General features: G+C 64.8%; 13 protein-coding genes. 6 read left to right on the top strand and 7 right to left on the bottom strand.

Annotated elements, in window-relative coordinates; genetic code table 11:
* Window positions 1-75: 75 nt before the first annotated feature.
* Complete coding sequence (locus GEV01_RS20420; RefSeq protein WP_175023155.1) at window positions 76-1,047, top strand: alpha/beta hydrolase family esterase; 972 nt, start codon at window positions 76-78, stop codon at window positions 1,045-1,047.
* Between the two features lie 22 nt (window positions 1,048-1,069).
* On the opposite strand, the gene GEV01_RS20415 is transcribed toward GEV01_RS20420, so the two are convergent.
* On the bottom strand, window positions 1,070-1,870 hold the full coding sequence (locus GEV01_RS20415; protein ID WP_152807377.1) for an alpha/beta fold hydrolase: 801 nt from the start codon (window positions 1,868-1,870) through the stop codon (window positions 1,070-1,072).
* Between the two features lie 87 nt (window positions 1,871-1,957).
* Window positions 1,958-3,658 carry a 2-isopropylmalate synthase gene (gene leuA / locus GEV01_RS20410; protein WP_152807376.1) on the bottom strand — a complete coding sequence of 567 codons (1,701 nt, stop codon included), beginning with the start codon at window positions 3,656-3,658 and terminating at the stop codon, window positions 1,958-1,960.
* A gap of 428 nt (window positions 3,659-4,086) precedes the next feature.
* On the opposite strand from leuA, the gene GEV01_RS20405 reads away from it, so the two are divergent.
* From GEV01_RS20405 to GEV01_RS30955, 3 genes are all read left to right on the top strand, one after another.
* Complete coding sequence (locus GEV01_RS20405) at window positions 4,087-4,863, top strand: APH(3') family aminoglycoside O-phosphotransferase (protein WP_152807375.1); 777 nt, start codon at window positions 4,087-4,089, stop codon at window positions 4,861-4,863.
* A 46-nt stretch (window positions 4,864-4,909) separates the two neighbouring features.
* Entirely contained in the window at window positions 4,910-5,839 is a 930-nt protein-coding gene (locus GEV01_RS20400; protein WP_152807374.1) for a cupin-like domain-containing protein, read from the top strand.
* Window positions 5,840-5,928: 89 nt separating this feature from the next.
* Window positions 5,929-6,120, top strand: coding sequence for an arginase family protein (locus GEV01_RS30955; protein WP_217428457.1), 192 nt, complete (start codon window positions 5,929-5,931; stop codon window positions 6,118-6,120).
* Here GEV01_RS30955 and GEV01_RS20390 read toward each other — a convergent pair.
* Complete coding sequence (locus GEV01_RS20390; RefSeq protein ID WP_328595585.1) at window positions 6,106-6,981, bottom strand: LysR family transcriptional regulator; 876 nt, start codon at window positions 6,979-6,981, stop codon at window positions 6,106-6,108. The genes GEV01_RS30955 and GEV01_RS20390 overlap by 15 nt on opposite strands.
* A 78-nt stretch (window positions 6,982-7,059) precedes the next feature.
* On the opposite strand from GEV01_RS20390, the gene GEV01_RS20385 reads away from it, so the two are divergent.
* Complete coding sequence (locus tag GEV01_RS20385) at window positions 7,060-7,737, top strand: glutathione S-transferase family protein (protein WP_152807372.1); 678 nt, start codon at window positions 7,060-7,062, stop codon at window positions 7,735-7,737.
* Here GEV01_RS20385 and GEV01_RS20380 read toward each other — a convergent pair.
* The 3 genes from GEV01_RS20380 to senB form a co-directional block, all read right to left on the bottom strand.
* Window positions 7,734-9,896: a prolyl oligopeptidase family serine peptidase gene (locus tag GEV01_RS20380; protein WP_152807371.1), complete on the bottom strand. Its 2,163-nt coding sequence runs from the start codon at window positions 9,894-9,896 to the stop codon at window positions 7,734-7,736. The genes GEV01_RS20385 and GEV01_RS20380 overlap by 4 nt on opposite strands.
* A 72-nt stretch (window positions 9,897-9,968) precedes the next feature.
* Entirely contained in the window at window positions 9,969-11,018 is a 1,050-nt protein-coding gene (gene selD / locus GEV01_RS20375) for a selenide, water dikinase SelD (RefSeq protein WP_152807370.1), read from the bottom strand.
* Window positions 11,015-12,010, bottom strand: coding sequence for a selenoneine biosynthesis selenosugar synthase SenB (gene senB / locus GEV01_RS20370; RefSeq protein WP_328595570.1), 996 nt, complete (start codon window positions 12,008-12,010; stop codon window positions 11,015-11,017). Before senB ends, selD begins: the two co-directional genes overlap by 4 nt.
* A 79-nt stretch (window positions 12,011-12,089) precedes the next feature.
* Between senB and senA the strand changes: the two genes are divergently transcribed.
* Entirely contained in the window at window positions 12,090-13,247 is a 1,158-nt protein-coding gene (gene senA, locus GEV01_RS20365; protein WP_152807596.1) for a selenoneine synthase SenA, read from the top strand.
* A gap of 69 nt (window positions 13,248-13,316) precedes the next feature.
* Here the strand turns inward: senA and GEV01_RS20360 are convergent, their stop codons facing one another.
* A complete protein-coding gene (locus GEV01_RS20360; protein WP_152807369.1) occupies window positions 13,317-13,709 on the bottom strand; it encodes a hypothetical protein in 393 nt (130 codons plus the stop codon).
* Window positions 13,710-13,983: the final 274 nt, after the last annotated feature.

Here is a 13,983-nt window from a genome sequence, read left to right as displayed (position 1 = left end):
TCGCTCATCAACGCTGGTGTTGCGCAGCGTGGACGAAGCGTAGTATCTTGGCATTTTTGTCATTTGGAGCAGCATGTGCTGACACGCCTGCGCGCAGGATTGAAAACGGCTTTTCTGGGAACCGTCACCAGCACGGCGGCATGTGCACGCACCAGCGTTGAGACGCTCGCGCGGCCCGAGGGAGTGCGCCGCTATCTGCTGGCGCAACCCGGGCGGCGCTTGCCGGGCAAGCGCCCGTTGGTGATCGTCCTGCATGGCGCAGGGGCTTCGGCCGAGCAGGTGATGGGGCAGGCGTTCCCTCCGTCGCCGCTGTCGGTCTGGCTGGAGATCGCCGAGCGCGAAGGGCTACTGGTGATCGCGCCCGATGCCGGCGCGGGTGGCTGGAGCGACTGCTTTGCTAGCAAGGAGAAAGTCGCGAAGAAGGACGACGTCGCGCTGCTCTCCGCGTTGATCGACAAGGCCGTAGCCGAATACGACGCCGATGCCGACCGTGTTTATCTGATCGGCGTGTCCCGTGGCGGCCATCTGACCTACCGTGCGGTGGTCGAGATCCCGCACAAGCTGGCGGCGTTTTCCACCGTCGTCTCCGGCATGCCGCCGCCGCACGCGGCACCCGCGCCCACGGTACCGCTGCCCGCGCTCTTCTTCGGCTGCACGGCCGATCCGCTGATGCCTTACCGGGGCGGCAAGTACTTTTACATGCTGGGCTTCCTGGACCCGATCAGCAGCATCGACGACAGTGCGCGGACATGGCGCGAGCTGGCAGGCCTTCCCGATGAACCCAGCGTGCTGGATATCCCGCATCGCCACGAGTGGGACAGGACGCGTGTGACGCGCTACATGTGGGGCGACGCTGCGGACGGCTTGCAAGTGGGCTTGTACAAAATCGAAAACGGCGGCCATGCGGAACCAAGTCCCAGCAGGCGCTATCCGGCGCTGATCGGCAAGCTGACGGGCGCACAGAATGCCGATCTTGAAGTGGCGGAAGCCGCCTGGGAATTCTTCAGGGAGAAGCGGGCGGCGCTTGCGGCTCGCGAGGCCGCCTAGCGGCTGGCGCCCTTACCGTTGCTTACTTCTGCTTGTCCAGCACTTCCATGACGGCGGCCACGATGGCTGCCGGCTCGCCGTGCGCCACTTCGGCCACCGGCATGTCGCCGAAAGGCTTGCGCGCTGCGCGCATCTGGCTCGCGCTGGTCTCCAGGCTGTCAAGCTCGGAGGCGCGGGCACGCCAGTAGGTCGGCCGCGCTGCCTGCGCTGCCTGGGCCGCCGCCAACCGTGGGCCGATTTCCCCGTTGATGGCGGTGGCAGGGTAGGCGCAGCCTGCGCCGGTCTTGCCCTGTTCCGCCGCGGTCAGGCAGGCCAGCGCCGCTTCCAGGCTGGCGGCGCGGTCTGCGGGCAGCGCATCCTCATGCATCGCATCCACCAGCACCAGGCCGGTGACGGCGCCGCGCGAGCGCAAAGCGTAGTGCTGCGCCACCATGGCGCCGTAGCCCGCGCCCACCACTACGAAGGGCGCGTCCAGATGGGCGTTCTTGATCAGGAAGTTCAAGTCCTTGCTGGCATTGGCGACCGTCGATGCGCGCATGATCGGATCACTGGCGCCCATGCCCGCACGGTCGTAGACGCAGGCGCGGGTACGCTTGGCCACTTCCGGCAGCACCGCCGACCAATCCCAACCCGCTCGGCCGCTGTCGGCTTCGAACAGCACCGTCGGCGAGCCCTTGCCGGTGCAGTACATATTGAGTTTGCGGCCGCCGACGTCGACCTTGATTTGTGCGCCGGCCAGTGCGTCCTGGCCAACAGGAGGGGCAGCGTGGGCGGCGGCGGCCGTCAGCAGTAGGGCTGCGGCGGAGAGAGCGAAATGGTTCATGGACAGGAATGAGATGGATGGTGAAAGGGCGCCCTCGTGGGGCGCCCATCAGAATCCGGCTCTGGCGGCAGCTGGCCGGTGCGGGGATTATACGGTAGCGTCGGCGCCCGCTGGCGCTGCGGCGGTTTCGCGCTGCGTGAGCTGGCGGTTGACGGCGCTCAGCACCGCCTTGAACGAGGCCGTGACGATGTTGCTGTCGATGGCCGCGCCGAACAGGGTCGGGCCGTTGGCCAGGCGCAGTTCGACATAGCAGGCCGCCTTGGCGTTGGCGCCCGAGCCGATCGAATGCTCATGGTAGTCCATCAGTTTGATGTCCAGGCCCAGCGCGTTGACGAAGGCGTCGATAGGACCGTTGCCGCCGCCTTGCAGCGCCAGCGGCGCCTTGCGGTGGGTCAGGGAGATATCGATCTGCACTGGCTCGTCGCTGCTGGTGTCTTCCACCATCTTGTGCGCATTGTAGGCGTACGGCGAAGTCTGTTCGAAGTATTCCTTGTTGAAGATATCGTAGATGCCTTCGGCGGTGATCTCCAGGCCGGTGGCGTCGGCCACGGCCTGCACTGCGCGGCTGAACTCAATCTGCAGGCGGCGCGGCAGCACCAGGCCGTAATCCTGCTCAAGCAAGTAGGCCATGCCGCCTTTGCCGGACTGGCTGTTGACGCGGATGACGGCGTCGTAGCTGCGGCCCAGGTCTTGCGGATCGATCGGCAGGTAAGGGATCTCCCACAGCGCGCCTTCCTGCTGCTGGGCGAAGCCTTTCTTGATCGCGTCCTGGTGCGAGCCGGAGAAGGCGGTGAACACCAGGTCGCCCACGTACGGGTGGCGCGGATGCACCGGCAGCTGGTTGCACTCTTCAACGCACTTGCGCACTTCGTCGATGTCGGAGAAGTCCAGGCCCGGATGCACGCCTTGCGTGTACAGGTTTAAGGCCAGCGTGACCAGGTCGACGTTGCCGGTGCGTTCGCCATTGCCGAACAAGCAGCCTTCGACGCGGTCGGCGCCGGCCATCACCGCCATCTCGGCGGAGGCGACTGCGGTGCCGCGGTCGTTGTGCGGGTGGACGCTGATGATCAGCGAATCGCGGCGTGCCAGCTTGCGCGACATCCATTCGATCTGGTCGGCGTAGACGTTGGGCGTGCTGCACTCCACGGTCGACGGCAGGTTGATGATCATCTTGTTCTGCGGGGTCGGTTCCCAGATCGCGGTGACGGCGTCGCAGATATGCTTGGAAAAATCGAGTTCGGTGGTGGAGAACGATTCAGGCGTGTATTCGAAGCCCCATTCGGTCTGCGGGTGCTGCTTGATCAATTCCTTCACCAGCTTGGTGCCGGTGGTGGCGATGTTGGTGATCTCTTCGCGCGACATGCCGAAGACGACCTTACGGAACACCGGCGCCACCGAGTTATACAGGTGGACGATGGCGCGCTTGGCGCCGGCCGCCGATTCCACGGTGCGGCGGATCAGCTCATCGCGCGACTGGGTCAGCACGATGATGGTGACATCGTCGGGGATGCGGTTTTCCTCGACCAGCTTGCGCACGAAGTCGAAGTCGGTCTGGGAAGCGGAAGGGAAGCCCACTTCGATTTCCTTCAGGCCGATCTTCACCAGCAGTTCGAAGAAGCGCAGTTTTTTCTCGGCGCTCATCGGTTCGATCAGGGCCTGGTTGCCGTCGCGCAGATCGGTGCTCATCCAGATCGGCGGTTTCGAAATGACGTTGTTCGGCCACTGGCGGTCGGACAATTGAACTGGTGGGAAGGCGCGGTACTTCGCTGCTGGGTTCTGCAACATCATGGGGAACTCCTGTGTCTCAAATTGGGAAATGCTGGATGCCGCGGTCCGACGAATCGTCGTGCGCTGGCGCTGTGCTGTGGCGAGGGGCTGCCGTGCGGCCACGGGATACTAGGCTCGGCAACCGATCGGTAGTTTTAGCAGTAGCGACAAGGCTGGGAACATCGGTGCAAACTTTCCTGGGATTTGTAGACAGGTGCGGCTTGTGGCCGGCACTGGGGTACAGCTGGAACGCGGATTAAGCGCGTGCTAGTAGGCGCGCTGCTAGCGATAGGGCGCTAGCAGACGGCAGCAGGAAAGCGGATAGGTGCAGATGCGAGGTCATGGCCTTAAATGTACGAGATCGGCGGCGTCGCTGTCAAGGAGAATTGACCTCGGTGGCATGAATGAATAATATCGTGGCATTTTTGATATCTGAAAAAAGGGGACGTATGCGATTCAAGCTGCCATCCGCCATTGCGGGCTTTATCGACAACGCGACTCTGCATCGGGACGAAATCGGCGAGTCGCCTTGCCAGGTCCATCGCTTCCGGCGCGGGGACGAGGTCTTTTTTCTGAAGACGTCGCCCCTGGTGTACGCGTCCACCACCTACAGCGTGATGCGCGAGGCGGCGGTGCTGCAATGGCTGGCCGGACGGGTGAACGTGCCGGAGGTGGTCCTCGCCGCGCCGGCCGACGATGGCGAGTGCATGATCACGCGCGCCGTGCCGGGCTTGCCGCTGTCGTCGCTGATCGCCGAGGGCCGTCCGGTGCTGGAGCTGTTCCGCGAAGCGCTGCGCCAGCTGCAATCGGTGTCCGTGGCCGATTGCCCGTTCGACTCCGGCGCGGCGGTGCGGCTGCGCGAGCTCGATTACCTGGTCGGCAAAGGGCTGATCGACGAGGACTACGATTTCGAGCAGTGGCCCGGGCTGACCACGCCGGCCGACCTGCTGGCGCGCTTGCGGGCCACCATCCCCAACGAGGAGCTGGTGTTCTCGCATGGCGACCTGTGTGACAACAACGTGTTTGTCGACCAGCGCGGCGAGCTGCGCTTCATCGATGCCGGACGGGGAGGGCTGGCCGACCGCTGGCTGGACATCGCCTTCATCCACCGCAATCTGCGCGACGATGTGTCGGAGCACAGCGCCACGCAATTCCTCGAAGGGCTGGGCATGCCCGACGCGCCAGCAAAACGGGAGTTCTTCGAGCAGCTCGACGAACTGTTCTGAGGGCGAGCAGTTATACTATCGCCCTGCAAAAAATTAAGTTCGGGATATGTCGAAACAGAAGAAAGCGGTGGAAGCACCTCGGCTGCCGCCTACCAGGCAGGAATCGGAGTCCGCGTGGTCCGCCGACCCTGCCGCTCAAAAGCTGGCGCGCGAGCACAGGGATGCACAGGTGCGCGGCGTCACGTCGATACAGGCGATGCGCGAAGCGATCAAGCGCGTATCCCGCACGCTGCCGGCGATCACCGAAGTGCCGCGCATGCGGGCGCTCGATGCCGCCGCCTTCCGCAAGCGCGCGGCGGAAGGCTTGCCGTTCCTGATGACCGGGCTGGTCGACCGCTGGCCGCTGTGCGGCCTGACGCCGCAGGCCTTGCGCGAGCACTACAGCCATCTGCCGGTGCGGGCGCGTGTGGGCGACTACATCAACACCGCATTCGCGCCCGACCGCGCCATGCAGGACATGTCGATGCTGGAGTATCTGGAGCTGGTGGCCGCAGGCACGCACGACCTGCCGCCGTATCTGGGCAATCTGGAATTGCGGGAGTTGAACCGGCTGTGCCACTGGCCCACGTACTTCGACAAAATGGGGCCGCCGCGCTTCTGGCTCGGGCCAGCCGGCACGGTGACGCCGCTGCATTGCGACTACGACGACAATATCTTCGCGCAGATCTGGGGCACCAAGCGCATCTTCCTGGCGCCGCCGCACCACGACGAGTTCCTGTACCCGAACGAGGCGAACGCCATCCTGTTCGGTTCTCCGTTCGATCCCGAGGCGCCGGACTTCGAGAAGTTCCCGTTGGCGCGGCAGGCCACCACGATCGAAGTCATCGTCAATCCCGGCGACATGCTCTACGTGCCGGCCGGCTGGTACCACCAGGTGCGGGCGCTGACGTTCTCGCTGTCTTCCAACCGCTGGGCCAGGGCCATGCCGTTTGCATTGAACGGCGATGCCTCTCTGCGGGCGTCTGAAGTACGGTAAGATTGCGGTTGAAAAAACAACCCTAGGTGTTCGCCCGTCGCGCCAGGCCGTTGAGCGCGACGAGCCGCTGTGCCGCATCTTTAGCGACCTTGCGTGCGGGCTTGTGGGAGTCGGGACTGGGCGCCGGCCTGGCTTTGTCCAACGTGGTTCTGGTGGGGCAGCGCGATCTCGATGCGGCCGAGGTTAGGCTGATCGAATCCGGCGCGGTGACGCACGTGCCGACCGGCTGCGGGCAGCCGTCGCCGGTGCTGGCGGCGCTACGCCGTTCAATCCAGGCTTAAGCTGCCGGCCAGATGGCCGAAGACCGTCGATACGCGGCGCAGATGGCGCGACTCGGCATGCGTGAGCAGCCAAAGCTCGGTCTGTGCTTCGTCCAGCACACCGCCCAGTTGCGTAAGATCGCCGCGTTGCCGGGCCAGGAACAGCGGCAGCACGCCGACACCCAAACCCAGCGCAACCATCTCCGCCACGCTGAGAATACTGTTGACGCGGAACTGCGGCTCCACCTTGGGATACTGCTTCCTGCGCCAGATGACCGACGGGTGTTCGGGCAGCGCATCGTCCGGTGCGATCCACGGAGCCTTGCCGGCATTGGCCTTCTTCCATTTTCCACCGCGCGCTGCGAACATGGCGACGCGGATCGGTCCTATGTGCTTGCCGACCAGATGCGCGGGCGGCCGTCGGGTGGCGCGCAGGGCGATGTCGGCCTCGTGCCGGCTGAGGTTAGCCAGTTCATTGCGCGTGTCCAGCTCGTAGGAGAGCAGCGGGTGGCTGGCTTGCAGATCGCGTAGCGCGGGTGCGATCAGCGCATGCAGGAAGGTGTCGGTGCTGGTGATGCGCACCGTGCCTGTCACCTGCTCGGGGCTTTGCTGCACCACCGAGCGCGCGGCATCCAGTTGCGCCTCTACCTGTTCCGCATGCCGCGCCAGCGATCTCGCCATGTCGGAGGGTTGATAGCCCAGGCGGGAACGCTCGAACAGGCGCGTGCCCAGGCCTTTCTCCATCCGCTGCACCGAGCGGAAAACGGTGGAGGCATCTACCGACAGCTGTTCTCCAGCCTCGGCCAGCGTACCGCCACGCACCAATGCAAGGATGATTTCGAGATCCTGTGAACTGAGCTTGTATTGCGTTTTTGCATAGATCATCTGCGTGCATGCCTATTTTCATTGTGAAATCGAAATCGTATATTAACTCCATCGACCTTTAGCCAGGAGTGAAAAATGGAGACGATTTTGGTCAGCCATCCGCTGTGCCCCTATGTGCAGCGGGCGGCGATTGTGTTGGCGGAGAAGGGCGTTGCGTACGAGCGGCGTGATATCGATTTGTCGGCCAAGCCGGATTGGTTCCTTGCCGTTTCGCCGCTGGGGAAGACGCCGGTGCTGCTGACTGGCGGTGCTGCGGTATTCGAATCGGCCGTGATCTGCGAGTATCTGGACGAGACTCACGCGCCGCGCCTGCATCCGTCGGACGCCTTGCTGCGCGCGCAGCAGCGCTCGTGGATGGAGTTCGGCCCGGCGCTGTTGAATCTGATCGGTGGCTTCTACAACGCCGCCGACCAGCGGGCGCTGGCCGCCAAGGCCGCCGAAATCCACGCACGCTTCGAGCAGCTGGAGGCCGCGCTGGGCGAAGGGCCGTATTTCATGGGCTGCCAATTCGGCATGGTCGATGCGGCCTTTGCGCCGGTGTTTCGCTACTTCGACGTGTTCGACGCGATTGCGGATTTCGGCATGCTGGCCGGGCTGCCGCGAACGGCCGCATGGCGCACCGCGCTTGCTGCGCGGCCGTCTGTGCGGCAGGCCGTGTCGGCCGACTATCCGGACCTGCTGCGCGCCTTCCTGCGCAAGCGCGGCACGGCTTTGTCGGCCCTATGCGTGAAGGCGCCGCGACAAGCCGCCTAGATCGTATGCGCCAGCACGAAGGACAGGATGTCGGCCGACAGCGCATTGGCGGCCTTGCGTGAGTTGCTGAAATGGCCGGCGTCATAGTCGACCCGCAGCAGTACCTGCTTGCCGCTGGTGGTGGCGGCTTGCAGGCGGGCGGCGAACTTACCCGGCACCCACGGCTCGACGCGCAAATCATTGGCGCCGGTGATGATTAGCGCCGCCGGGTAGCGTACGCCGTCGCGCACCGCGTGGTAGGAGTCCATCGCCAGCAGGGCCTTGAACTCGTCCTCTTTCTTGACGGTGCCGAATTCCGCATCGTTGCCCGGCCCGTTGCTGGTCAGTTCAAAACGCAGCGTGTTGAATACTCCCACCTCGCCGATGACGGCGGAAAAAAGTTCGGGCCGTTCGGTGATCGCCCGCCCGGCGACGATGCCACCCGCCGACGTGCCCCACAACGCCATGTGCCCCTTGCCGGTCCAGCGCAGCTTGACCAGGTGTTCGGCGCAGTCGATGACATCGCGCCACGAATTGGGCTTGGTCGCTTTCATGCCGGCGCGGTGCCAGTCCTCGCCCTGTTCGCCGCCGCCGCGCACGTGGGCGTACACCAGCACGCCGCCGGCGTCGAGGAAGGCCAGCTTGGCGGGCTGGAAGCCAGGGTCCATGATGGTGCCGTAAGCACCGTAGGCGATCAACAGCAGCGGGTTGCGGCCGTTGAGGCGCGTGCTTTTGCGATGCAGGATTTCCAGCGCGATGCTGGCGCCGTCGCGCGCGGGCGCGTGCAGCCGGGTGGTGACGAAGTCGTTGGTCTTGAACGACGGGGCGCGCACCAGCATCACCTGGCGCGCCGCCAGCCTGGCGGCATCGACGTGGAAGGATTCGGCCGGCCAGGTCAGTTCATCCATATGGAACCAGGCGCCGTCTTCGTCGACGGCGGTGGCGATGCTCCAGACGGCGCCGGTGCGGGTCAGCTGCACACGCTCGACACGGTCCTGGTAGTCGATGCGGCGCAAGCCGCCCAAGCCTTCGGTGATGTCGTGCACATAAACGCCGTCGCGCGCGGCTGCCATGAAGTCGATAACCTGGGCCGATGCCGGCAGCACCACTTTGCCGCTATTGAAGTCGCCGCTGACGGCATCGACTTTGACGACTTCGCCCTTGTCGCTGCGGCCATGCGCGAGGATGTAGACGCTGTCGCCGTGCAGCAGCGCCATTTGTACGCCGGCGCTGCGGCCCGCCAGCTTGCGCCATTGTGCACGGCCCGCCAGCAGATCGTCTGCGCGAGCGATATAGAGCTGCGCGAGGTCGTTGCCGTTCAACAGATGGCGGCCCAGCACCCAGCTGCTGCCTGGCGCGCCATCGACGAACGGCGCATCGTCTTCCATCGTTTCGAAATCCGGGCCTTCGCCGGAGCTGAATACCTTCTGGTCGCTGGACGGATCGGTGCCCAGCCGGTGCAGCCAGCAGGCGCCGCCCATGCCGAAGTCCGGCGCGCCCGGCACCGCGTCCGCGCGCAGGCGGTAGGAGAAAAAGCCGGAACCGTCGGCACTCCAGCCGGCGCCACGCGAGATCACGCGCGTGATCTCGGTCGACTTGCCGCTGGCGACATCGCAGATATACAGCGTGCTGCGTTCGGAGCCTCCTTCCGACAAGCCATAGGCGACGTGGCGTCCGGTGGGCGAGGGGATATGCCAGTCCAGCGCTCGTGTGGGAGCGCCGGCCGCCGCGCCGACGGAAGGATCGAGCAGCAGGCGGCGGGGGCTGTCCGGCGTGTCGCGCACAAACAGCTGGACGCTGTTGGCGCCGGCGGGGCGCATCAGCAGGAATAGTTTACCACCGGCTGGCGTGGCCATGGCCAGCTGGTCGAGATCACCGGTGTAATGCTCTATCCGGCGCAGCATGGAGGCGCGCGGTGGCAGCCGGTCCAGCTGGCGGCGCGCATAGTCGCCCTGGCCTTTGAGCCAGACATCCCAGCGCTCGCTGCGCGGCCGCGCTTCCATCCAGCGGTACGGGTCCACGACTTCGGTGCCGAAGTAGTTGTCGGCGACCGGCTCCACCGGTGCGGCGGGCGGGCCGTCGGCCGCTGGTTTGGCGGTAGCGTTGAGTGCCCACACAGGGGCGGTGGACCCAGCGAGGAAGACGGCAAGCCAGTGACGACGCGAGATGCGGTTGCTCATACTACGCTCCTTATGGAAGGACGACGAGGGAGCGTTATATTATCATTTCCACATCTTCTGCCCGCCGGCGACTCAGGCGCTCACCGTCACACAGGCATCGCCTGCGGCCATGCGGCCGATGACGGCAGCCTCGCCGAAACCCTCGCGGCGGAACAGCGCCAGCACTTCATCGACGCTGCCTGCGTCGCACGACACCAGCAGGCCGCCCGAAGTCTGCGGATCGGTCAGCAGCATGTGCTGCGCCTGCGATACGGACGGCGAAAGCTCGACATCCTTGCCATAGGCTTCCCAGTTGCGGCCCGAGGCGCCGGTGAAGTAGCCGTCGTGCGCCAGTTGTTCGACGCCCGGCAGCAGCGGGATCTTTGCCATTTCCAGATGGGCGGCCAGCTTGGCGCCGCGCGCCAGTTCCAGCAGGTGGCCCAGCAGGCCGAAGCCGGTGACGTCGGTCAGCGCATGCACGCCCGCCATTTCCGACAACGCCTTGCCAGGCTTATTGAGCTTGGTGGTGTTGGCGATCATGGCCTGGTAGCCGGCGGCATCCAGCTTGTCCTTCTTCAGCGCGGCGGACAGCACGCCCACGCCCAGCGGTTTGCCCAGCACCAGCACGTCGCCGGCCTTGGCGTCGGCGTTGCGCTTTACTTTGGACGGATGCACGAGGCCCAGCACCACCAGGCCGTAGATCGGCTCGACGGAATCGATGGTGTGGCCGCCGGCGATGGGGATGCCGGCTTCGGCGCAGATCGATTCGCCGCCCTTGATGATCTGGCCGATGGTTTCGATCGGCAGTTTGTTGATCGGCATGCCGACCAGCGCCAGCGCCATGATAGGCGTGCCGCCCATGGCGTAGACGTCGGAGATGGCGTTGGTGGCGGCGATGCGGCCGAAGTCGAACGGGTCGTCGACGATGGGCATGAAGAAGTCGGTGGTCGCGATCAGCGCCTGCTCGTCATTGAGCTTGTAGACGGCGGCGTCGTCGGCGGTTTCGATGCCGACCATCAGTTCCTTCGGCACCGGGAAGCCGGAGGAGTTCTTCAGGATCTCGGACAGCACGCCCGGCGCGATCTTGCAGCCGCAGCCGCCGCCGTGGGAAAAGGAGGTCAGTTTGATAGCTTCAGTGCTCATGATGTCATTCCTAGGTTAGCTTTATGCAGCAGATTATCCACTAACTCCAGCAATGCCGCCTGCTCGGCGGCTGGTGCGAAGAGTGGGGCGCGTGCGTCGCACTGGGCGCGCAGCAGTTCGTAAAAGTCCGGTTCCGCCAGCGCGCGGTCGATCAGCCGCGCCAGCGCGGCGGCGTCGCCGGGTGGGAAGTAGCCTGCGTAATCGTCGCCCAGCATGCCACGGTTGCCGCTGATATCGCTGGCCAGCACCGGCACACCGCTGCATACGGCTTCGATGATGACGTTGGCGCCGCCCTCCATCTGCGAGGCGATCGCCATCAGGCGGCTGCGCTTGAGGCGCTGGCGCGTGGCCCCATGCGGCAGCGCGCCTAGCCAGCGGTAGCGCGGGTGCGCGGCCTGCGTGGCGAGCGCCGCCTGCTCCAGCGCCGGTTCCAGTGCGCCGCCGATGTGGACCAGGCGCGCTGCGGGCGCTGTCACTAGCGCGGCCGCACGCATGAAGGTCAGCGGATCTTTTTCCGTGCGCAGGTGGCCGATCATGCAGACGTCCAGGTGGCGGCGGGGGCCTTGCGCGGCGGGCCGCAGCGTGGCGGCGGACTGGAAGATCACGCTGGCCTTGGCGCGCAGCGGCGCGGGCAGGGCGTCCATGCCCGCCGGTTGCAGCAGCACCAGCGCGCTGGCCTGGCGTAGCGATTGTCGGGCGCTGTCGTCGGTGTGGATGTCGCGATACAGGTCGGTCCCGGTCAGCAGCAGGATGGATGGCCGTTGCGGACAGGCTTGCGTGTACGCGTACAGCGATGGCGCGGAGCGGCGCGCGTGCAGCGCGATCAGCAGGTCGGGCGGCGGTGCGCCGACGTCATTGTCGGGCCACTGTTGCGAAATCGATACCCGGTAGCGCGTGCGCAGAAACCGCGCCCAGCGGCTTGCGCTCTGCCAGTTGCCGTTGTTGGCGCGGGCCGAGGCGGGACTGACGATCCAGATGTGGTGTGTGCTCACTGGTGTTTTGGCTGGAAGTCGCTACAATCGGCTCATGACTTCGAGCCCCTCTTCATTCAGGAACGCTACGCCGCAGCAGATGGCGCTGGCCCTGCGGCATGCGCGGGATTATACGCTGTCGCTGTTCGACTGCTTCGCCGCCGCCGGCATGGATGTGCCGATGCGGGTGCCGCAGCTGCGCATCGTCAATCCGCCGTTGTGGGAACTGGGCCACATCGCCTGGTTTGCCGAGTGGTTCATCCTGCGCGAGGCCAGCTCCAGCCATCCGGCCGACGCCCACGGCAACTGCCTGCTCAGCAAGGGCGACGACTGGTTCGACTCGGCGATGGTGCCGCACCGCAGCCGCTGGACGCTGGACCTGCCCAGCACCGGCGCGCTGAAGACCTACTGCCACGAAGTGCTGGACCGCGTACTCGACAAACTCTCGCGCGAACCGAACGACGATGAGGCGCTGTATCCATACCGCTTGGCGCTGGCGCATGAGGACATGCATGGCGAGGCGCTGCTCTACACCTTGCAGACGCTGGGCCTGTCCGCGCCGGCGCAGGCGGCGCGTGGCGAGGCCTCGCTGTTCGCGCCGTCGCAGATCGGCTTCCCCGGCGGGACCATAGAGTTGGGCAGCGCCGCCGGCCGGGGCTTCGTATTCGATAACGAGCGCCAGGCGCATGCCTGCCGCGTGGCGGCGTTCACCATTGACAGCACTTTGGTCAGCAACGCGCAGTACGCGGATTTCGTCGGCGATGGCGGCTACGACAACCGACAGTTCTGGAGCACCGCCGGCGCCGACTGGCTGATGCGCCAGGAGCGCTCGGCGCCGCGCTACTGGCAGCGCGACGGCGGCCAATGGCGCACCATGCGCTTCGGCCAGCTTTCGACGTTGTCCGGCGCCGAGCCGGTGCGCCACGTGAACCTGTACGAGGCGCAGGCCTACTGCGCCTGGGCCGGCCGCCGCCTGCCGACCGAGACGGAGTGGGAGTATGCCGCGCAGTCCGGCCATCCGGCGTTCCGCTGGGGGCAGTTGTGGGAGTGGACGGCGTCGCCGTTCGAGCCTTATCCCGGCTTTGAGGTGGACCGCTACCGCGAGTATTCCGAGCCCTGGTTCACCAGCCACCAGGTATTGCGCGGCGCCTCGTTCGCCACGCCGCCGCGTTTCAGCTCGGCCAGGTTTCGCAATTTCTTCCTGCCCGAACGCGACGACATCTTCGCCGGATTCCGCACTTGCGCGTGGCCGGGTTGATTGAAATGAGCGTTATGCGTTGCACGCTTGTTCGGAGGACGTCCATGAGGCGCCGTCTCGACATGCCCCCTATGCTTTTGTCTTACCGCTCTTTGTGCGGAATACAGGACGGTCGCCGTCTGTGACTTCTCGTTCATGCACTGTCACATCCGGATTCACGGGCAGTTCCTTAGTCAGTGTGCCCTTCAAAGCAGCCTTTTCTAACAACGACAGAACAGGCCCCATATGAGGATTTTGGTTTGCACTACGTGCAAGAGCTTGAAGCAAAGTGATCCCGGGTTGCACTTCGAAATCCACGGACGCCCCCATACCAAGCAAACAAGCGACGACGTCTACGCAGGGGTAACTTCTTAAACATGCAACTTGTAGGGGGCGGACGCCGTACATATTCGGCGTATCAACGTTATTTGCATTGAATGCCACCTCGATATCCGCAACCTTACCGCCCCAAATTTTGTCCATTCTATTTGCCTTCTGTGAAATCGACTTACCAGGCTACCGGCCGATGCGGAGCGCGAACGTCAAAATATTAACCTAACAATGAAATGTTTCATGCTGAAAAATCATTTTAGATTATTTGCATCGAATGTGGTCTCACCAATTATCACAACACGTCAGCGAATGCCTGACGAAGCCGCGCATGAGACATCTCCCAATACGGAGTCACAGGCTGCGTAATCGACCTGCCGACGTGAACAGGAACGTGGCGCCGAATTTGATGCTATCCGCGCTGCGT

The sequence above is a fragment of the Rugamonas rivuli genome, assembly GCF_009380165.1.
GTDB lineage: Bacteria > Pseudomonadota > Gammaproteobacteria > Burkholderiales > Burkholderiaceae_D > Rugamonas > Rugamonas rivuli.
This window is presented reverse-complemented; position numbering and strand designations above follow the sequence as displayed.